Here is a 21215-nt window from a genome sequence, read left to right as displayed (position 1 = left end):
AAAAAAAACAATTAACTTTAAATCTTGGGAACCTAAAATAATCATAATAAACATGGAAAAACAACATACTTCAAGACGTGATTTTATTAAAAAGTCATTGATTGGAGCCGCAGCATTCACTATTGTGCCACGGTTTGTATTGGGTAAGGGGTATTTGGCTCCGAGTGATCATCTGACTAAAGGTGTGATTGGTGTTGGGTCGATGGGGCGTGGACATTTCGGTTACGCAGGCACAAAAACAGTCGCCATATGTGATGTAGATACGAGACACTTGGCTCTAGCGCAGAAAGCATTGGGTGGAGGCGTAAAAGAACATCACGATTTTCGCGATTTGATTGCCAATCCAGAGGTAGATATTGTACATATCGCAACTCCTCCGCATTGGCATGGTTTAATGGCGTTGGAAGCTGCCCGATCGGGTAAGGATATTTGGTGTGAGAAGCCGATGACAAGAACCATAGGTGAGGGTAAAAAGGTTAAAGAGGCCATTGCTCAACACGGTAATATATTCCGTTTGAATACATGGTTCCGTTTTGATGCTAATTTTTACGGTATGAATGTACCTGTTAAAAAGATCAAGAAAGTTGTTGATACAGGTATGTTGGGATGGCCTTTGAAGGTTACTATAAGTAAGCATACAGGTTTTGATTGGAAGTTTTACTGGGTGGGTAAAGAAAACCTACCGGTTGAACAGGCTCCCAAAGAGTTGGATTATGAGATGTGGTTAGGACCAGCTCCATATAAGCCTTATAGCACACATCGGGTACATACGACTTTCCGGGGCTACTGGGATTATGATGGAGGGGGATTAGGTGATATGGGACAGCACTATTTGGATCCTGTACAGTATTTCTTAGGTAAGGATAATGAAAGCCCTGTTAAAATAGAAGTGGACGCGCCTCAGCAACATGCTGATGCAGTGGGTACTTGGCGTAAGATCACTTATACGTATGCGGATGGCTGTCAGATTATATTGGATGGAGAAGGAACAGAAGTAGGTAAGGCTTATATAGAAGGACCTAAAGGTAAGTTGTATAGAGGTTTTGTTTCTGATATTCCTGATTTGGAACGCAAATTGGCTCAATACCCGGATCCAGCCCCGCAAATGACAGATTTTGTCGAAGCCGTACGTACAAGACAAAAATTTGCCCTTAACGAAGAGAATGGTTACTATTCTTGTACGTTGGTAAATCTAGGCTTGGCTGCTTTGCGCCTTAATAGAACGTTGCATTATGATTCAGCTAAGCAAGAGTTTGTAAATGACGAAGCTGCTAACCGTTTGATCAATCAACCTATGAGAGGTCCTTGGACTTTTTAACCTGAAATAAACACATGAAAAAGATTTTTAATACTATATCTATATTGTTGTTGTTGCAGACAGCATCCTATGCACAACAGCCTGCTAACCGTACAACTGCTACCAAGATTGCAGATGTCCTGGCACAGCAACCTGCCGCAGAACAATCTAAGTTTTTGGCAGCGATGAAAGAATTGGAAGGGTTTAACTCGGATGATGTTGTTGCTTTGTTGCAAGGTTTGAAGCCTCAAGGCGGGAATAATGCATCTATCGAATACGCTACAAACTCTTACGCTTTCTACGTCATGCAACCCGGTAAGGATGCCCTGCGGGAGAAGTATGCGAAAGGTTTGTTGGGGGCGTTGGACAATTTGAAGGATCAAAATAACAAAGCTTTTGTATTTGAGTTGCTTAAGTTTTGTGGAAAAAATGAGTCTGTAGACAAGGTAGCCACTTATCTGAATGATGCTTATTTTGCTGAAAAAGCAGCGCGTGTGCTTAGCGCCATACATACACCAGAAGCTGCTGTGGCTTTGAATAAAGCTTTGGCGGGTAGTGTTACCGAACAAACGGCTACGGCTATAATAGGTGCGCTTGGTGAATTGCGGTCTAAAGATGCTGAAGAGCGAGTTATTGCATTGATCGGTCAGTATCAATCGGAGAATTTTCAACGAAATGCGTTGACAACATTGAGTAAAATCGGTGGGGAAAAGTCTTACGATACCTTCTATGGAAAAGCTAAATCAACAAATTATACTTTTGATAAGTCCAATGTTGCTGCATTGACACTGGAATATGCGAATGTGTTGGCGTATAATGGTAAGAAAGATTTAGCGTATAAGTTGGCTTCTGCTGTATTTGCTGAAGCGCAAGATCCTAAAGCTATTGGTGCACGTGTTGCAGCTTTGGAGCTAATGAGCCGTCTAGAGCCGGGTAAGCAGAAAAAAAATCTGTTGAAGTTGTCTACGGGTGAGAATGCTATTTTGCGAAATGTAGCATTGGGTCTTCTGGGATCAGATGCTACGGCATCGGATATTAAGAAGATTGCGTCATCGCTGACTAAATTGTCACCCGAGGCTCAAGAAAGTGTATTGAATTTTTTAACTAAAAAAGATGCAACAGCAGCTATTCCTGTGATCGAAAAGAGCCTAAAAGCTGTTAAAGATCCAGAATCTCGCATCGCTGCTTACAATACATTATCTGCTTTGAGTAAGGGTACAAATACTTCTTTTGTTATTAAACAGCTTGCAACAGCAAATGAAGCGGAGGTTAATACCTTAAAAACACTTTTGTTAACGGCTAAGGGAGCGAATACAGTTTCCGAAATCAATAAAGCGATTTCTGGCGCTGATGAAAAGACAAAATTGGCCTTGTTGGATGTGTTATCTAAGCGTTCCGATAAAAATTCTGCGAAGGAAGTGTTTGCGTTAATTGAACAGGGTAGTCCTGCTGTCCGATCAGCAGCATATAAAGCATTGCCTAATGTTGTTAACGATGCTGATTTTGAAGCTGTCGTTAATGTGTTGGGGAAAGCCGAGGGGGACGATGTGAAATCAGCACAACAAGCTGCTATAGTCGCGTTAAGAAATAATGGTAACAAGGCTGCTATTATTCAACGCCTCTCTGCTACCATTTCTAGATCTCAGGCACCTTCTGCCGCTCGATTGTTTCCTGTTTTTGCCGGAGAAGGTGGAGAAGAGTCTTTAAAGACGGTAAAAGGGTATGTGGGAACGGGAAATCCACTTAAAAATGATGCGGTACAAGCGTTAGCGAGTTGGTCTAATACTTCTTCATTAGATGAATTAACGACGTTGCTTCGCACAGAAAAAGACGCTGCCCTGTTTAAAACTGTTTTTTCTGGTTTTATAAAGCAGTTGAACGCAAGTGGGATTAAGAATGAACAAAAGACGTTGTTGTTAAGAGATGCATTTGAATATGCACAGACCAAAGAGCAACGTAGTTCGGCGCTTTCGGCTATGAAAGCGACGGGTACTTATCCTGCGCTTGTTTTTGCAAGTAAGTACTTGAATGATGCAGAGCTTAAGGGGGTGGCTACTGATGTCGTGATGAATATTATAATGGATAATAAAGCTTTTGTAGGAACGGATGTCCGTAACTGGTTGCAGATGGCTGAAGGCAATCTGTCTGGAAGCGAAAGTTCTTATTTGAAAGAAGCTATTGTGCGACATTTAACGGAAATGCCTGCCAGAGAAGGTTATATTGCTTTGTTTAATGGGAAAGATCTCACCGGTTGGAAAGGGTTGGTAGAAAATCCCATTAAGCGCGCTAAAATGACTCCCAAGGAACTCGAGCAGAAGCAAATAGAAGCGGATAAAAAAATGCGAGAAAGCTGGTCTGCGATCAATGGAGATCTGGTATTTGCGGGTCATGGCGATAATATTGCGACGGTAAAGCAGTATGGAGACTTTGAGTTGCTATTGGACTGGAAGTTGGATAAAAACGGCAAGGAGCCGGATGCTGGTGTTTATTTAAGAGGAACTCCGCAGGTACAGATCTGGGATATTTCGAGGACGAATGTAGGTGCTGAAGTCGGATCTGGAGGTTTGTACAATAATAAATCTAATTCGAAGCCGCTAAAAGTTGCAGACAATCCGCTGGGTGAGTGGAATAACTTTAAAATCCGCATGGTCGGTGAGAATGTATGGGTGTGGCTCAATGGTGAGTTGGTTGTGGATAATGTGCCTTTGGAGAATTACTGGGATAGAAATCAGTCCATATTTCCAACAGAACAAATTGAATTACAGGCTCACGGATCCCGGGTTTGGTATAGAGATGTGTATTTGAAAGAATTGCCGCGGAAAGTTGTTTATACGCTAAGTGACCAAGAGAAATCAGAAGGATTTGAAATGCTTTTTGATGGTACAAATTTGGATAAGTGGACATCGTCTCCTGCGTATGAAATCAATGAAGAAGGTGTCCTGCGCTCGAACCCTACAGCAAAATTTGGTAAAAATATTTATACCAAAGAGCAGTATGGGGATTTTGTGTACCGATTTGAGTTTAAATTGACTCCAGGAGCTAACAATGGTGTTGGGATACGTGCTCCTTTGGAGGGAGATGCAGCTTATCTGGGCTATGAAATTCAGATCCTAGATGATAATGCAGAGGTCTACAGTAAATTGAAGCCTTATCAATATCATGGATCTGTATACGGTATCATTGCTGCCAAAAGAGGTTCTTTGAAGCCAATGGGCGAATGGAATCAGGAGGAAATCCGTATACAGGGTGATAAAATTAAAGTAACTGTAAACGGTCAGGTGATTGTGGATGGTGATATTAAGGCGGCAGCAAAAAGCGGTGCCGCAGATGGAAAGAATCATCCAGGGTTAAAAACCAATACGGGCCATATTGGATTTTTAGGACATGGTACAGAAGTGTTCTTAAGAAATATCCGGGTCAAAAAACTATAAAAACTTATGTGATTGTTTGAAGTCGCCTCGAGGTAGATTCGGGGCGACTTTTTTTGTTTTTACTCGATCTCACATTATGGTATGTTTTTTGTAAACTTTTAGTTTGAAAGCCTTATTAACGCACTAACTATATGTGAAAAAGGCCATCTGTAAATTTGCAGATGGCCTTCTTGGATTCTAAAATAAGGTGTATTGCTATTATTCGACGACGAAAAGTTCTGCAATAGAAGCGTGTTCATTTACATTTTTAATAGCTTTGGCAAATAGTTCTGCCGTAGATAGGACTTTTATCTTTGAACAGACTTTTGATCTTTCGGGATCCAACTGTATGGTGTCGGTAACAATCATCTCTGTTAATACCGAGTTTTCAATAGTTTCGTATGCCTTGCCTGATAATACCGCGTGTGTACATACCGCTCTAACGGAGTTTGCTCCATTTTCCATAATTAAGGCGGCTGCCTTTGAAAGCGTTCCTGCAGTGTCGCATATGTCATCCATCAGTACAACATCTTGCCCTGTAACATCACCGATGATTGACATCGATTCAATTTCATTGGCACGTTTGCGTCGCTTGTCGCAGATGATTACTTCTGCATTAAAAAACTTAGCGAAAGTACGTGCGCGGTAAGAGCCACCCATGTCTGGCGAAGCGATTGTTAGATTGGGTAGGTTCAGCGACTTGATGTAAGGGACAAAAATCACAGATCCATCTAGGTGGTCTACTGGAATGTCAAAAAAACCTTGTATCTGAGCGGCGTGAAGATCCATTGTCATAATGCGGTGGGCTCCGGCTGCTGTGATAAGATTGGCAATCATCTTAGCGCCTATAGCTACACGGGGTTTGTCCTTACGGTCTTGACGTGCATAACCGAAGTAAGGGACCACGGCTGTGATGTAGTGTGCAGAAGCGCGCTTTGCTGCATCAATCATCAATAATAATTCAAAAAGATTGTCTGTGGGTTGGCTGGTGGACTGAATCAAGAATAAGTCGGCTCCGCGCACAGACTCGTTGTAGAAGGGTTGAATCTCTCCGTCACTGAATTTGGCGAGTGTTTTGTCTCCTAGAGGTTTTCCATATGCGGAAGAGATCTTTTCAGCAAGTTCTTGTGTGCCAGAACCGGCAAATAATTTAACCGTATTGAATTGCGAAGGCATGGTTTAAATATATTATGTATTTAAAATGTTTGGGCAAAGTTAGAGAAATGATATTGAAATAAAAAGCTAAAGATAGCGCTTCGATTGCCTTGTAGATAATGTATAAAAAAAAGAGAGTTACAATCTGTAACTCTCTTTTGTTGTCCGACCTGGATTCGAACCAAGACAAACAGTACCAAAAACTGTCGTACTACCCTTATACTATCGGACAATCATTCATTTATCAAGCATTTTGTGTCGTTGTTTCCGTGTTTGATGATGCAAATATACACCTGTTTTTTATAAGTGCAAAACTTATTTTCATTAATTTTGTTTTAGCTTGATTTTCAGAGTTATATTTTTTGTCTTTATTTGAGCTTTTCTAAAAAGCTTCTTTTTTTTTAGAAAGTTTCCGTATTGTTGATTCGTTTTAACTCTTTATGATGTCAATATGCTTACTTCGGGACGTTCAATGGACATCAAAAACTTTTTTCATGGAGTTATTCTTTACTAATGGCATTCGAGAGCTTTCCGGATAACATCGGGATCGGTTCATCTCTGGTGATGATCCGCAACCCGGCAGATCATGAAAGTTTTTAAGGATAATCTTTGTTAAATATTAATTTGTTATTCTTTTGTAACGATGTAATCCTTATTTTCGAAGCGAAGTTTAGGGTTTGACCTCATACGACTTAAAGTTGTTTCTGTTCAATTAAAACCCGAAAGTCTTTTGAAAAGCAATTTATAGTATGATGAATTATAACAAGATTAATAATCTTTTAGGATGGTTTTGTGCCATTGTCGCTACATTGGTGTATGTTATCACCGCTGAGCGTACCACGAGTTGGTGGGATTGTGGTGAGTTTATCGCGTCGGCATATAAGATGCAGATCGTGCACCAGCCTGGGGCGCCTTTGTTTTTGATGGTGCAGAATGTGTTTTCAAACTTAGCTATGGGAGATAAAACACAGATTGCCTATTGGATGAATATTGGTTCGGCTGTTTCTTCAGGTTTGACGATTTTATTCTTGTTTTGGTCTATTACTGCGTTAGGTCGCAAGTTGATCCTTGGTAAAGCAGATATTACAGTTCCTTTGGCGGAGAATGATGTCTTACGTATAATGGGAGCAGGTCTTGTCGGTGCTTTGGCCTATGCTTTTACCGATACATTCTGGTTCTCTGCGGTAGAATCTGAGGTGTATGCGATGTCTTCACTATGTACAGCGATTGTATTCTGGGCTATATTGAAATGGGAAGTCAGAGCGGATGAGGCTGGCGCAGATAGATGGTTGGTCCTTATTGCCTATGTAATGGGGCTTTCTATCGGCGTTCACTTGCTGAATTTATTGGTTATTCCAGCAATTGCATTGGTGGTTTATTTCAGAAGAAGTAAGGAAATTACGACTAAGGGGGTTATAAAATCGCTTTTGATTGGTGTCATTGTGTTGGCTTTGATATTGTGGGGAGTGATACAGTACTTGATTAAATTTGCTGCTTTCACGGATTTGTTCTTTGTAAATACACTAGGAATGGGCTTTGGTACTGGGGTCACTGCCTTTGTACTGCTGATCGCTGGGGGTATGGTGTACGGAATCTGGTATTCTATCAAAAAGGTAAAGCCTATTCTTAATATCGCATTGATCTCATTGGGCTTTGTGATTTTCGGCTACAGTTCTTTTACGATGATATTGATTCGTGCAAAAGCGAATCCTACGTTGAACAACTCTGATCCTGATAATGCATTTAGTTTCTTGAGTTATTTGAACCGTGAGCAATATGGTGATGAGCCCTTATTTAAAGGACGTTTTTTTGATGCAAAGCCTATTGATATATTCGAATCGGGTCAGATATACCGTAAGGATAAGGATAAATATGTAGTCGCGAAAAAGAAGACGGATTATAAATACGATAGAGAAACTCTGTTTCCACGTATTTATAGTGAAAAGAGTGATCATCCAACATTTTATAGACAGTACCTCGGGCTGGGACCTGATGAGCAGCCTACCTTTGCTGATAATTTAAAGTTCTTTTTTGGGTATCAGATCGGACATATGTATGGCCGTTACTTTATGTGGAACTTTGTCGGTAGGCAGAATGATGTGCAAGGGCATGGTTCTGTTTTGGAAGGTAATTGGATTTCTGGAATTAAACCTATCGATAACGTGTTTGTGGGAGGGCAGTATGATTTGCCTGATTCGGAAAAAGAGAATCCGTCGCGCAATACCTATTTCTTTTTGCCGTTGCTGTTGGGCTTGATCGGCGCATATTGGCATTTTGGAAAGAATCAACGGGATGCGGGTGTCGTGATGTTATTGTTTTTCTTTACGGGGTTAGCGATTGTATTATACTTAAACCAAACCCCGTTACAGCCTAGAGAGCGTGATTATGCCTATGCGGGCTCTTTTTATGCGTTTTCAATTTGGATTGGACTTGGAGTTCTTGCGCTTGCAGATTTCTTGAGTAAAAAAGTATCTGCCAAAACTGCTGGAATAGTTGCTTCTGTGGTCGGTCTATTTGCAGCGCCGGTGTTATTAGCGTCTCAAAACTGGGATGATCACGATCGGTCACATAAGTTTTTGGCCAGAGATATGGCGAAGAATTATTTGGAATCTTGTGCTCCTAACGCCATTTTATTCAGTTATGGAGACAATGATACCTATCCACTGTGGTATGTACAGGAGGTTGAGGGATTCAGGACGGACGTGCGGGTTGTTAACCTCAGTCTTTTGTCTTCCGACTGGTATATGCGTCAGATGTTGGAAAAGGTAAATGACGCAGATGCACTCCCTATTAATATTGACCCGGAGAAATTTAAGGACGGCGTACGTGACGTTATTTACTATCAGGATTTTCAGATTCCGGGACATATTGAAGTGAAGAATTTGCTGGATATCATGTTGTCTGATAACGCACAGAATAAGGTGCAATTGCAGAGTGGTGACTGGGTGAATCTGTTGCCAACCAAAAATATGAAACTCACTGTTGATAAAAATGCAGTGCTGGCTAATAAAGTAGTGCCAAAGGGTTGGGAAGATGCGATTGTAGATACGATGCAATGGACTTATTCCATGAACTATGTGAGTCGTGCAGAGTTGTCTTTAATGGCTATACTGGCGAATAATAATTGGAAGCGTCCTATTTACTTTACTTCTACTACGCCTGAGGTCAATTATATCGGTCTGGATAAATATTTGGTTTCCGAAGGGTTCTCGATGCGCTTGATGCCTGTTAGTATGGCGGATAGTGCTTCGGAGGAGGGTTTTGCTCCGGTGACAGATGTCGATGGTCTGTACAGCAACATCATGAATAAATATAAGTGGGGGAATATAGGAAAGTCGTCTTATCTAGACCCCGATTCTTACCGTTATATCAGTTTGTATGTCAGTTCAATCTTTGGTGAGACAGCTCAGAATTTATTGCACGAAGGTAAGAAGGAAGAAGCTCGTAAAGTGGTGTTAAATGCATACGACAATATGCCTAAGAAAACCTATCAGATGAGTGAGCCAATGAGTTATGTGCTGTTGGTAGATGCTATGTATAAGACAGGGGAGTCGGCCAAAGCAAAAGAAGTTGCATTACGACATTTAGCTTTTATAGGAGATAACATGCGCTATTATACTTCGAATAAATTGTTGACGAATTTGGGATCAGAACGAAATGTGCGTTTAGGTTTAATGGGGCTTCAGCGCTATAAAATGATAGCAGACGAGAGTAAAGATGCTGATGTTCAAAAGTCCGTGGATGGACTGCTAAAAGAGTTCGGTTACTTCTTTGGTGAAAAATAATATTTAATCTTATAAAAAACAGGACAGCCACTATATTTTAAGTGGCTGTTCTTGTTTTTATGGTTTTTTACTTTCAAAATGTATTATATAAAATACACCTATTTAGCGAAGCACAAACAATCATCAGTCCGCCAGCTGTCGGATGACAGATAAAAAACAAAATTATACACATATGAACGAAAAAAAAGCCTATTTTTGGCTAAATATTCCCGTAATGAAATATCCATTTATCAAAAGCGGCACAGGCAAGAAGGAAAATAATGTGGATATTCCATATGACCTTTAAAAGACAAGTTATTACAGATGAAACAATCTATTTTATTAGACGGTCCCAAGTTTCAAATAACAATCAAGAGATTGTGTCAGCAATTGATTGAAAATCATGGTGATTTTAGTAATGCAGCTTTAATAGGAATCCAACCTAGGGGTACTTATCTGGCCAATAGAATTGCTAAAGAGTTGAAAGAAATGATAGGAAGGGATGTCGATACTGGAATCTTAGATATCACTTTTTTCAGAGATGATTTTCGGATGAAAGGTGCCACACCACTTTTGGCAAATAGTACGCAGATCGATTTTATTGTTGAAGGTAAAAATATCATTTTTATCGATGATGTTTTATGGACAGGGCGTACTATCCGGTCGGCGATGGATGCTATTCAAGCTTTTGGACGGTCAGAGGTCATTGAGTTATTGGTGCTTGTCGATCGTCGGTTTTCAAGACAAATTCCAATTCAACCCGATTATATTGGAATTCAAGTGGATTCTATTGATTCTCAAAAGGTAATCGTGAGTTGGGAAGAAGTGGATAAAGAGGATAGTATAGTGTTAATTACGGAGAAAAAATAAGAACGAACTAGCATTGTTAGTGCGTTTTTATTTTTAATTATCTTTGATGAGCTCGCGGGCTCGGTTTTTTAATTTTTACTTTGAAAAAATGTCAACAACAGCAGAACAGTTAAGTACACGACATCTACTTGGTATCAAGGGCCTGACTGAAAGTGATATTCAACTTATCTTAGATACAGCAGCTAATTTTAAGGATGTATTGAATAGACCTATAAAAAAAGTACCCTCTTTGCGTGATATCACTATTGCGAATGTTTTTTTTGAAAACTCGACACGAACGCGTTTATCATTTGAGTTAGCGGAGAAGCGCTTGTCTGCAGATACGATCAATTTTGCTGCATCGTCTTCATCTGTCAGTAAGGGAGAGACGTTGATCGATACGGTCAATAATATTTTGGCGATGAAAGTTGACATGATCGTGATGCGGCATCCTTATGCAGGGGCTGGTGTTTTTCTGAGTAGACATGTCGATGCACAGATCGTTAATGCCGGAGATGGGGCTCATGAGCACCCTACGCAAGCTTTATTAGACTCCTTTTCTATAAGGGAGCGTTACGGAGATGTGGCTGGCCGTAAAGTTGCTATCATCGGTGATATTCTACACTCGCGTGTAGCGCTATCTAATATTCTATGTCTTCAAAAGCAAGGGGCTGAGGTGATGGTCTGTGGCCCCACTACTTTGATTCCTAAATATATTACTTCATTGGGGGTGCGTGTAGAGCATGATTTAATGAAGGCACTTAACTGGTGTGATGTAGCTAATATGTTGCGTATTCAGTTAGAGCGACAAGATATAGCTTATTTCCCTTCCTTGCGCGAGTATTCTATGCTGTATGGTTTGAACAAAGAAATACTAGATTCTTTAAATAAAGAAATAACCATTATGCATCCTGGGCCTATTAACAGGGGGGTGGAAATTACATCGGATGTTGCGGATAGTAAACATTCGATTATATTAGACCAGGTCGAAAATGGTGTCGCTGTACGTATGGCAGTGCTTTATCTATTGGCAGGAAAAAGAGGGTAAAGGTTGTTAAACCTTTGTTAAATATTGATAAGCCATCAAAATATTGATGGCTTTATTTTTACCTTTCCTGTTGGATGACGCGTTGTGTGCTATAGGCGAGTAGCGACGTCCCGTGAGAGTTATTAACAGGTGTTAACAACTTTTGGGCAAAACTTGATATTGATGCCTTAATTTAGTATACTGAATAAAAAGTATCAACTTAAAAGCGGATTCTGGCATAATAAGTGGTAGAATCAGACTATTTTGAATTTTATAACACACATAAAGATTTAAGCACCGATATGTACAAAAAGATTTACGGATTAGGGGTCGCATTGAGCTTAATGACTTTGCCTACATTTGGTCAGCAAACGGCTTGGCAGGACATTAATAAGGCTTATAAGACGGGATTGGAATTGTTTGAGAGAGGTAAATATAGCTCTGCGACGAAGCAATTTGATAAAGTCGAGCAGTTGCGTACCAAATCTACCCTTCAATTGGATGAAACCGAAGAGTTGACACTAATAAAAGAAGGCGTACGTTTTTACCAGGCAGTATGTGCTTTAGAATTGGGAGATTCTGACGCAGAGGTACAGTTTTTAAAATATATCAAGGACTACCCTTCCAGTGCAAATTCTAAAGCTGCTTTTTTTCAGATTGGACGTTCGTATTACGCCAAAAGGGATTACATAAAGGCGATTGAGTGGTTTACAAAAATTGATTCCAAAAATTTGGCTGGAGCGGAAAATACGGAATATCGGTTTAAATTGGGATATGCCCGTTTCATGACCAACGACTATAAGTCGGCAAAGCCGTTGTTTGAGAAGCTTAAGGATGAACGTAGCCAGTTTCAAGAAGCATCAATTTATTATTATGCCTATTTGTGCTATTTGGACGCAGAATATAAGACTGCGCTGAATGAGTTCGAGCGTTTGAATGGCTCGAAGACCTTTGCGAATAGCTACCCTTATTATATTACGGCATTGTATTTCCTGGATAAGCGCTATGACGATGTATTGAGCTATGCATTGCCAATCTTGCAGACGACCAAACAGGAGCACGAAACTGAAATGTTCAGGGTAATCGGAGCTACCTACTTTATAAAAGGTGATTTAGCAAAATCTAAAGAGTTTTACGATAAGTTTCAGGCTCAGGATCAAGGGAAGACACAAAATAATCAAGATAGCTATCAAATCGGATATATTGCTTACAAATTGAAGGATTATCCAAAAGCAATTTCGGAGTTGGAGAAGCTGACTGAACCGGATGCATATTACCAAAGTGCTATGGTGACTTTGGGTGATGCTTTCCTAAAAACCGATAATAAGCAGAGTGCTCGTAATGCTTTTTTTAGAGCCTCTAAATTGGATTTTGACCCGCAATTGAAGGAGGAGGGATTGTTTAATTATGCGAAGCTCTCCTATGAACTGGACTTTCATCAAGTGGCCTTGGATGCGATACAGGAGTACCTGGATACCTATAAGCAAACGAAGCGCAAAGAGGAAGCGAATACATTGTTAGCAGAAATTCTTTTGAGTACGAAGAGTTATCGTGCGGCAGTTGACGTTCTGGAGTCTATCGATCGTACCTCCAAAGAGACAAAGAGTGCGTATCAGAAAGTAACATATTACCGTGGTTTGGAGTTTTACAATGAGCGTGCATTTGAAAATGCGATCTCCATGTTTATGCGTTCTGAAGCGAATCGTTATGACGAAGACATCTATGCTTTGTCCAACTACTGGAAATCGGAAGCTATGTACGAAGTGCGTAAATATAAAGAGGCTGTAGCAAGTTTTAATAAGTTTTTGCAGCTTCCTGCTGCACGCAATACGGATGTTTATCATTACGCAAATTATGCATTAGCTTATGCGGCATTCCGGAACGATAATTTTAATACTTCTGCCAATTATTTTGAGCGCTTCTTAGCAGGTGGAGGGAAGGATGGAATTGAGCTAAATACCCGTAATGATGCAATCGCCCGTCTGGCGGATTCTTATTTTGCGACCAAAAATTATGCTAAGGCTATGTCTTATTACGATCGCCTAATAAGTTCGAATGCGCAGAGTCAGGATTATGCGCTGTTCCAGCGCGGGATTATCCAAGGACTTCAAGGTAATAGTGATGCGAAGCTAGCCACATTAAATTCTGTTATTGCGAAGTTCCCCAAATCGAACTATGCGGATGATGTTGCTTTTGAAGTGCCATATACCTATTTCTTAATGGGCCAGTATGATAAGGCTATTTCGGGATTACAGTCTATGGTAGAAAAATACCCGCGTAGTTCGTATGTGCCACGTGCGCTATTGACTATCGGACTGGTGCAATATAATCAGGACAATAATGACGCCGCATTGGCTACTTTCCAGCGTGTTGTGAATCAATATGCTACAACCGACGAAGCAAAACAGGCTATACGTTCGATTGAAAACATCTATTTGGACAAAAATGATGCTACTGGATATATTAAGTATGCTACATCGACAAACATAGGGAATTTATCTACCTCTGAACAGGATGCACATACTTTCGCTGTAGCAAAAAACCTCTTTGATAGACAAAATTGGCAGGGAGCTGTCGAAGCAACAAACGCTTACTTTGACAAATTTCCTAAACCTATCCAAGAGAAGTTTGCTCGTTTTATCCGTGGCGAAAGTTATGCTAATCTAGGAAAGGATAAAGAGGCATTACATGATTTCAATATTATTATGAATGATTGGACTTCTGCTTATACAGAGAAAACTTTGCTCAGTGTTTCTAAGCTGCATCTCCGTAATAAAGCTTATAATGAGGCTGTACAGGTCTTGAAGAAACTGGAATTAACGTCGGAATATAAAGAGAACTACGGTTTTGCCATTAAAAATTTATTGGTGAGCTATTTTAATATAGGTGACTATATCGAGACGTTGAATTATGCAAACTTGTTGAAAGGATATGAGAAGTCTTCGGAAGAGGATATTGCTTTGGCACATCTGTATGCTGCAAAGGCCTATCTAGCGACGACGAAATGGGCAGATGCTACTAAGGAGTTGAATTTGGCGGCCTTGAAGTCGAAGACGGAGACGGGCGCAGAGGCGCGCTATTTAGTGACCGAGCAACAAGTAAAGGCAAAGCAGTATGATAAAGCTATTGAATCAGCTTTTGATATTTCTAACACATTTTCGTCGTATGATTACTGGGTCGCAAAAGGGTTTATCCTGATGGCAGATGCTTACGTTGGAAAGGGTGATAAGTTTCAAGCTAAAGCTACTTTAGAGAGTGTGATTGATAATTACGAGAATAAAGAAGATGGCATCTTGAAAGCTGCCAAAGAACGTTTACAAAAGCTTAAATAAGAAGAAATAGGAAATAAGATGAAACCGAGTCCGATGCGGTCGGACGAGCTCTCATCGGCCATAAAGAAGTATAATTAGATGAAGTTGCATAAAACAGTTTTTAAAAATTACGCAATAGTTGCATTGCTATTGGGGGCCGGATATCAAGGCTATGCTCAGCAAGATCCAACTAAGCCAGTAACGATAGATTCTTTTGATGTCGTACGTGATTATAAGCCTATTCTTGCGGACGCGGTAAAAATACGCCGTAGTCCTGATATGAGTAATAAGCGTAGTTATATGCCCAAATTGAGTTACGGGAGTGTGCCTGATAAAAAGTTGGATATCAATACCGGACTTAAAGAGCTTAATGTACAGCAACTGCCTTTTACGAAGACACAGGATATTACGAGTAATTATGTGAAATTGGGTGTTGGTAATCTAGGTACGATATTAGGAGAGGCGTACATCGCAGTGGAAGATTACCAGGATATGCGCTTTGGTGGATTTGTCAAGCATCTTAACCAAAAGGGCTCGTTGGATGATCAGAAATTCTCCAGACAGGAGGTCGGCGTTTTTGGCCGTCGTGTTTTATCGGCTTTTACCGTAGATGGAGTTTTGGGGTATAATAGATATGGTACCCGTTTTTACGGAATCCCGGTTGACGTAAATGGTTTGACGCTGAACCCTTCGCGGGAAGCGCAACGTTTTAATGATATTTATTTTACGGGCGAGTTGACCAGTAATTTTGATCCAAATAATGAAGAAGCACTTTCTTATTCGGCTAAGGTAGATGCCTATACGTATAAAGATAAATTTGAGGCCATCGAGAATTCTGTAGCATTGTCCGGATATCTGAATAAACGGTTGAGGACTTTTAATATAGGTGCTAATATGGCCGTGGATGTAAACTCGATAGGAGGAAGCTCAAATGTAGCGAAGGATACGAAGTTTAAGAATTCTCTTGCGAATATTAATCCTTACATCAGTCTGAAAGGAACAAACTATACGTTGACACTAGGGGCCAATATTGTTTCTGAATTTGGGGATAGTACACGTTTTAATGTGTTTCCATCTGCAGAAGTCGATTTTTCTCTTGTACCGGGATATATTCACCTTTTTGGAGGTATAAATGGTGGCGTACAAAAGGCTTCATTTAAGACTTTCTCCCAAACAAACCCTTACTTGGGGCCAGACTTAGCTTATCAGAATATGGTTGAGCGTCTGAATTTCTTTGGGGGTATCAAGGGAAATGCCGGTGCAACATTTGGCTACAAAGCGAAAGTTATGTACAAGTCGTTGGAAGGTATGCCGCTTTTTGTGAACAATCAAGAGCGTCCATTCCAATTTGATTTGGTTTATGATGGTAACGGCGATGACAAAGTGAAGTATCTTGGCGTTGAGGGAGAGATTAATGTACGCTTGTCTGAATTGGTCAATTTAGGCGGTAGATTGAATATTGAAAATTATACGATGGCTAATGAAGAGGAAGCTTGGTTTACACCAAAACTTCGTTTGGCAGCTAATGCTCGCTTTAATATCTCTGAAAAGCTGTATATCGATGCAGAGGCTTTATTTCACGGAATGTCTTATGCGAAGACTTATGAATATGATGCTAATGGTTTAGCTGTGTCGCCTTATAAAAAAGAAACTGTTCCTGAGTTTTTTGATTTGAGTGCTGGTGCGGAGTATAAGGCATTGTCCAATTTAGGGATTTTTGTAAAAGCCAATAATATTCTGAACAAAGAGTATCAAAGGTACATGTACTATCCTAAGTTGGGATTTAATGTGATCGGTGGCGTTAATTTTTCATTTTAATAAAAATAGATTATAACTTTGCACCTCACGGTGCTCTAGAAAAAGATGAATTTAGGAAGGCAAATACATACATTACTTAAGCGACAGACGTCCGTCTATGTGAATAGATTGGGGGTGTTTAAGCGTGTGCACACACCGGCTACTTTTGATGCTAAACGGCATGTCTTTTTGCCTCCTATTACTTTTATCGAGTTCGATAGTGTTGCAACCGATGGCTATGATTTCGTAACCTATGTACAACAGGCCAATCAGCTTGACCGTCATGAAGCCGAATTACTGGTTGAACAGTCTGTTGCTACTGTATTAGATAAATTGAATCAGTCGGGTCAGGTTAGCCTTGACAATCTCGGACAATTGATCAGTTACGGCAATTCGTACGTGTTTAAACCACTCGATCTCTCAGGTTTTAATTATACCGCAGTAGAGGACAATTTCTCTGCTGACGATAGCTCCATAGCCAAGGAGGATGTAGCGGTTGAGACACAACCAGCAACAGCAGTAACGGATGATTCGAAAACAAGTGAGCTTTTGAGTGAGGAAATTTCGGATGATGTAGTTAAATCCGAGCCCGGTGTTGCGCTGGAAAATATGCCGGATTCTGTTGAAGCAGAGACGAATATCCTTACAGAATCGGATGCACAAAATGATTTGTTGCCGTCTAATGAACGCAAATCAACAAGTGCTTACGTATATGCTTTAGTCGGAATTATAGCTGTAGTATTGTTAGGAGGCTTGTACTATTACAGTACATATATGCAACAAGGTCCTGTTGTGGAGACTGAGGAGCAAGTTATGGTACCGTTGGACAGCACGTTGACCGACACATTAGTGGCAGATCTATCTGTTGATTCGACTTTGATTACGCAAGATTCTGTGGCTTCATCATCCGATTTACAGCCTGATCAGGAGAAAAGCGAAGAAATCACTTCTCCTCCTGTCAACCATAGATATACTATCGTGATCGGTACACACCGAACACTTGCACAGGCTTATGAAGAAGCTGAAGCATTTAATAAAGATGGACATAAATCCGTTCGCGTGATTACTCCCAACTTGGCTAAGAATTTGAAGCGGGTCGTGTGGGACACTTATGCGAGCAAAGAAGAAAGAGATTCGGCTTTGCTATATGTGAAGAAACATATCAAGACAGACGCTTGGCCGGATGTGATTAAATAGAGAACATAAACCTGTAAACAAATATTTTTTTAACGCTATGTCATTATTACAAGGCAATCTACCCGTAGATACATTAAACCAAGTACAACAACAATCGGTACAACTTGCTACGCAACAAGAAAACCTGAATTTACTTCAGCTGATGATGAAGGGGGGCTGGATTATGATCCCGATTCTTTTATTGTTTTTCTTGGGACTCGTAATTTTTATCGAACGCTATATTACGATTCGAAATGCATCGAAGACAGATGGTAGTCTGATGGCACAGATTAAAAGCAATGTGCTTTCCGGTAAATTGGATTCAGCGATTGCGGTGTGCCGATCCAGCAACTCAGCTTTGGCTCGTATGTTGCAAAAAGGATTAACCCGTGTTGGTCGTCCCATTAAGGATATTGAAGGTGCTATTGAGAATGCTGGTAAACTGGAAGTAGCCCGTTTGGAGAAGAACATAAATATCTTAGGAATTATTGCAGGTATTGCTCCGATGCTTGGTTTCGTTGGAACTATTTTTGGAGTTATTCAGATCTTTCGTGATGTAGAGATTGCAGGGGGCATAGATATCGGTTCTGTTTCTGGCGGTTTGTACGTCAAAATGATTGCATCGGCTTCTGGTCTTACGATTGGTATTTTGGCCTATATCGGTTATCATATTTTAAATATGATGGTCGAACGTCTTATTTTAAAGATGGAAACTGAAGCGGTAGAATTTATCGATTTATTGGACGAACCTGGGGTTTAAATTTTCAAAGATGAATTTAAGGAATAGAAGAAATAGACCTACAGCAGAAGTGCATACAGCGGCACTGAATGACATCATGTTTTTCCTGATGTTGTTCTTTCTATTGGCTTCTGCCGTGGCTAATCCGCAGGTTGTAAAATTATTGCTTCCGAAATCAAGCGCAGGAGAGCAGTCTGTTGCCAAGAAAACGATCACGGTATCTATTACCAGTGATTTAGCTTATCATATCGATAAGCAAATCGTTCCGTATGAAGCTTTGGAACAGACTTTACAGGCACAGATCAATACCGGAGAGGAGGTGACTATTATGTTGTATGCAGATAGTACGGTGCCGATTCAGAATGTAATCGCTGTGATGGATGTTGCAAATAGATTGAAGATAAAACTGGTTTTAGCGACTGAACCTAAAAAGGATTAATAAAGCAATGCATCGATTGTATTAAACATTTGATAATGAATGCAGTCTAAGCTTTTAAAATATTAAGTACTATGTATTATCATCTCAAGGAAGAGAACAATATGCCAAAAGCGCTGGGATATTCGGCACTAGTAATGGCTATATTGGGTGTAATAAGCTTCTTTATCGTATTTGGACAACCTGAAATTCCTGAAATTGGCATGGGGGGGATAATAGTGAACTATGGGACATCTGATGAGGGAATGGGCGATGATTATATGAGTGTAGAGGAGCCATCCATGGATGAGAATGCAAACGATGTAAGACCGGATCGGATCGTCCCTACAGAAACACCTACACCAACACCGACCCAACAGGTAGCGGATAAGGTTGTGGCAACACAAGATATGGAAGATGCGCCTGCTGTAGCAAAAGCAGAAAAGGCGGTGAAAACTCCGGCTGCGGAGACTACTAAAGAAACGAAGAAAAGTACGCCTGCAGTAAATACAAACGCCTTGTATAAAGGAAAGAAAAATAACGGTACAGGTGCTGGGGACGGGACGGGGTCTACTCCTGGAAATCAGGGTTCTGAGTTGGGTGACCCTTTAGCTTCAAATTATGGTGAGGGTGGTTCCGGATTTGGTAATGCGATGATTTCTTTGGCCAATAGAAAATTCACAGTCGCACCAAAAATTGATGATAATGGACAACAAGCCGGGATCGTAGCGGTGGAGTTTAAGGTAGATAAGAATGGAGTGATTACTTATGCACGTGCTGGAGCTAAAGGAACTACTATTTCGGACGGTGCACTTTGGTCAAAATGTGAACGAGCGGTAAGAGGAGCCCGATTAAATCAGATCGCCAATGCACCTGATAGCCAAACTGGTATTATCAAGTTCAATTTCAAATTAAGATAAAAATCATTTATGTACACTTATACAGAGGCAATCGACTATCTATACAGTCGATTGCCTATGTTTACAAGGGATGGGGCTTCGGCCTATAAAAAGGACTTAGATCGTACTATAGCGCTCTGCGATGCATTAGGAAATCCGCAAAATAATTACAAAACTATTCACGTCGGAGGAACCAATGGTAAGGGCTCCTCTTCGCATATGCTGGCTTCTATTCTAGCTACAGCGGGATATAAGACGGGATTGTATACCTCACCTCATTTGGTTGATTTTAGAGAGCGTATTCGTGTCAATGGGCAGTTTATCGATGCACAATTTGTCGTTGATCATGTGAGTAATCAGAAGGGATTGATTGAGGAGGTGCAGCCCTCTTTTTTTGAAGCAACAGTGGCTATGGCTTTTGATTACTTCGCGCGCGAACAAGTGGATGTAGCCATTATTGAAGTCGGATTGGGAGGGCGATTAGATAGCACCAACATTATTCATCCAGATGTAGCCTTGATTACTAATATCGGCATGGATCATATGAATCTCCTGGGCAATAGCCTGGAAGAGATTACTGTTGAGAAGGCCGGAATTATTAAAGCAAATACGCCAGTAGTTATCTCTGAAAGTAACTCTATAACAGCTCCAATTTTTATAAATCGGGCAGCTGAATTGAATGCAGACTTGTTTTTTGCGGATCAATTTATTAAAGCCCGGTGTATTGAAAAGACCTCTACTTATCAAAAAATGGAAATTGTTTCAGCAGATTCTACGGAAGAATTTGAATTGGATCTGACGGGGTCGTATCAATTGAAAAACGTTTTAGGAGTTCTTGGCGTTGTTGAGCAATTACGAAAATTAGGTTATACCATTTCGACAGAGCAAGTACGATTGGGGCTTGCAGGAGTTCAACGTCGAACAGGATTACAAGGGCGTTGGCAAACCATATCTACAGAACCTTTAATCATTTGTGATACCGGACATAATGAAGATGGTATCAAGGAGGTGATAAAAAATCTGGAAGAACTACATTTTGAGCAACTGCATGTTGTTATCGGAGCGATGAAAGATAAGGACTTGGATCACATGTTGCCATACCTTCCCAAGGATGCTCATTATTACTTTTCTAATCCAGATATGCCTCGTGCTATGGTTGCTGAAGAGTTAGCCGAAAAAGCACTTTCCTACGGTTTGAAAGGTAATGTCTGTGGTACAGTGGAAAATGCCTTGAACACAGCGAAAGTCGCCTATCGCCAAGGTGATTTAATTTTTGTAGGTGGTTCTAATTTTGTAGTTGCTGAGGTACTTGCGAGTAATCAGTGACGAGTAACGAGTGATCAGTTATGTACTTGCCACTCGTTACTCCATCATTT

The 21215-nt window shown here is 40.5% G+C and carries 13 protein-coding genes; 12 read left to right on the top strand and 1 reads right to left on the bottom strand.

Features of this window, described 5'->3' with window-relative positions; genetic code table 11:
* Positions 1-52 precede the first annotated feature (52 nt).
* Together G7B18_RS08995 and G7B18_RS08990 are read left to right on the top strand one after the other, a co-directional pair.
* The gene (locus G7B18_RS08995) at positions 53-1318 is read left to right on the top strand and encodes a Gfo/Idh/MocA family oxidoreductase (RefSeq protein WP_164109237.1); all 1266 of its coding nucleotides are present in this window, start codon (positions 53-55) and stop codon (positions 1316-1318) included.
* A 14-nt stretch (positions 1319-1332) separates the two neighbouring features.
* The gene (locus tag G7B18_RS08990; RefSeq protein WP_164109235.1) at positions 1333-4728 is read left to right on the top strand and encodes a family 16 glycoside hydrolase; all 3396 of its coding nucleotides are present in this window, start codon (positions 1333-1335) and stop codon (positions 4726-4728) included.
* A gap of 198 nt (positions 4729-4926) precedes the next feature.
* Here the strand turns inward: G7B18_RS08990 and G7B18_RS08985 are convergent, their stop codons facing one another.
* Positions 4927-5883, bottom strand: coding sequence for a ribose-phosphate pyrophosphokinase (locus G7B18_RS08985; protein WP_164109233.1), 957 nt, complete (start codon positions 5881-5883; stop codon positions 4927-4929).
* Between the two features lie 728 nt (positions 5884-6611).
* Between G7B18_RS08985 and G7B18_RS08980 the strand changes: the two genes are divergently transcribed.
* The 10 genes from G7B18_RS08980 (at position 6612) to G7B18_RS08935 (ending at position 21165) form a co-directional block, all read left to right on the top strand.
* Positions 6612-9647, top strand: a complete 3036-nt coding sequence (locus G7B18_RS08980; RefSeq protein WP_240452814.1) for a DUF2723 domain-containing protein — start codon at positions 6612-6614, stop codon at positions 9645-9647.
* A 303-nt stretch (positions 9648-9950) separates the two neighbouring features.
* Positions 9951-10496 (top strand): bifunctional pyr operon transcriptional regulator/uracil phosphoribosyltransferase PyrR, encoded by a 546-nt coding sequence (pyrR, locus tag G7B18_RS08975; protein ID WP_164109230.1) that lies wholly within the window; start codon positions 9951-9953, stop codon positions 10494-10496.
* 88 nt (positions 10497-10584) lie between these two features.
* Positions 10585-11523 (top strand): aspartate carbamoyltransferase catalytic subunit, encoded by a 939-nt coding sequence (locus G7B18_RS08970; protein ID WP_164109228.1) that lies wholly within the window; start codon positions 10585-10587, stop codon positions 11521-11523.
* A 281-nt stretch (positions 11524-11804) separates the two neighbouring features.
* A complete protein-coding gene (locus tag G7B18_RS08965) occupies positions 11805-14834 on the top strand; it encodes a tetratricopeptide repeat protein (RefSeq protein WP_164109226.1) in 3030 nt (1009 codons plus the stop codon).
* 78 nt (positions 14835-14912) lie between these two features.
* On the top strand, positions 14913-16631 hold the full coding sequence (locus G7B18_RS08960) for a TonB-dependent receptor (RefSeq protein ID WP_164109224.1): 1719 nt from the start codon (positions 14913-14915) through the stop codon (positions 16629-16631).
* Positions 16632-16676: 45 nt separating this feature from the next.
* On the top strand, positions 16677-17807 hold the full coding sequence (locus G7B18_RS08955) for a hypothetical protein (protein ID WP_164109222.1): 1131 nt from the start codon (positions 16677-16679) through the stop codon (positions 17805-17807).
* 37 nt (positions 17808-17844) lie between these two features.
* Positions 17845-18546 carry a MotA/TolQ/ExbB proton channel family protein gene (locus tag G7B18_RS08950; RefSeq protein ID WP_164109220.1) on the top strand — a complete coding sequence of 234 codons (702 nt, stop codon included), beginning with the start codon at positions 17845-17847 and terminating at the stop codon, positions 18544-18546.
* 10 nt (positions 18547-18556) lie between these two features.
* The gene (locus G7B18_RS08945) at positions 18557-18964 is read left to right on the top strand and encodes an ExbD/TolR family protein (RefSeq protein WP_164109218.1); all 408 of its coding nucleotides are present in this window, start codon (positions 18557-18559) and stop codon (positions 18962-18964) included.
* Positions 18965-19035: 71 nt separating this feature from the next.
* The gene (locus G7B18_RS08940) at positions 19036-19860 is read left to right on the top strand and encodes an energy transducer TonB (RefSeq protein ID WP_164109216.1); all 825 of its coding nucleotides are present in this window, start codon (positions 19036-19038) and stop codon (positions 19858-19860) included.
* A 9-nt stretch (positions 19861-19869) separates the two neighbouring features.
* Entirely contained in the window at positions 19870-21165 is a 1296-nt protein-coding gene (locus G7B18_RS08935) for a bifunctional folylpolyglutamate synthase/dihydrofolate synthase (protein WP_164109214.1), read from the top strand.
* Positions 21166-21215 lie beyond the last annotated feature (50 nt).

The organism is Sphingobacterium sp. xlx-130, from assembly GCF_011007405.1.
GTDB classification, from domain to species: Bacteria; Bacteroidota; Bacteroidia; order Sphingobacteriales; family Sphingobacteriaceae; genus Sphingobacterium; species Sphingobacterium luzhongxinii.
This window is presented reverse-complemented; position numbering and strand designations above follow the sequence as displayed.

Bases quoted from the DNA above. Each gene is read 5' to 3' on its own strand.
- G7B18_RS08940 (WP_164109216.1), top strand. From the start codon at position 19,036: ATGTATTATCATCTCAAGGAAGAGAACAATATGCCAAAAGCGCTGGGA.
- G7B18_RS08970 (WP_164109228.1), top strand. From the start codon at position 10,585: ATGTCAACAACAGCAGAACAGTTAAGTACACGACATCTACTTGGTATC.
- G7B18_RS08965 (WP_164109226.1), top strand. From the start codon at position 11,805: ATGTACAAAAAGATTTACGGATTAGGGGTCGCATTGAGCTTAATGACT.
- G7B18_RS08935 (WP_164109214.1), top strand. From the start codon at position 19,870: ATGTACACTTATACAGAGGCAATCGACTATCTATACAGTCGATTGCCT.
- G7B18_RS08950 (WP_164109220.1), top strand. From the start codon at position 17,845: ATGTCATTATTACAAGGCAATCTACCCGTAGATACATTAAACCAAGTA.
- G7B18_RS08945 (WP_164109218.1), top strand. From the start codon at position 18,557: ATGAATTTAAGGAATAGAAGAAATAGACCTACAGCAGAAGTGCATACA.
- G7B18_RS08985 (WP_164109233.1), bottom strand. From the start codon at position 5,883: ATGCCTTCGCAATTCAATACGGTTAAATTATTTGCCGGTTCTGGCACA.
- G7B18_RS08960 (WP_164109224.1), top strand. From the start codon at position 14,913: ATGAAGTTGCATAAAACAGTTTTTAAAAATTACGCAATAGTTGCATTG.
- G7B18_RS08995 (WP_164109237.1), top strand. From the start codon at position 53: ATGGAAAAACAACATACTTCAAGACGTGATTTTATTAAAAAGTCATTG.
- pyrR (WP_164109230.1), top strand. From the start codon at position 9,951: ATGAAACAATCTATTTTATTAGACGGTCCCAAGTTTCAAATAACAATC.
- G7B18_RS08990 (WP_164109235.1), top strand. From the start codon at position 1,333: ATGAAAAAGATTTTTAATACTATATCTATATTGTTGTTGTTGCAGACA.
- G7B18_RS08955 (WP_164109222.1), top strand. From the start codon at position 16,677: ATGAATTTAGGAAGGCAAATACATACATTACTTAAGCGACAGACGTCC.
- G7B18_RS08980 (WP_240452814.1), top strand. From the start codon at position 6,612: ATGATGAATTATAACAAGATTAATAATCTTTTAGGATGGTTTTGTGCC.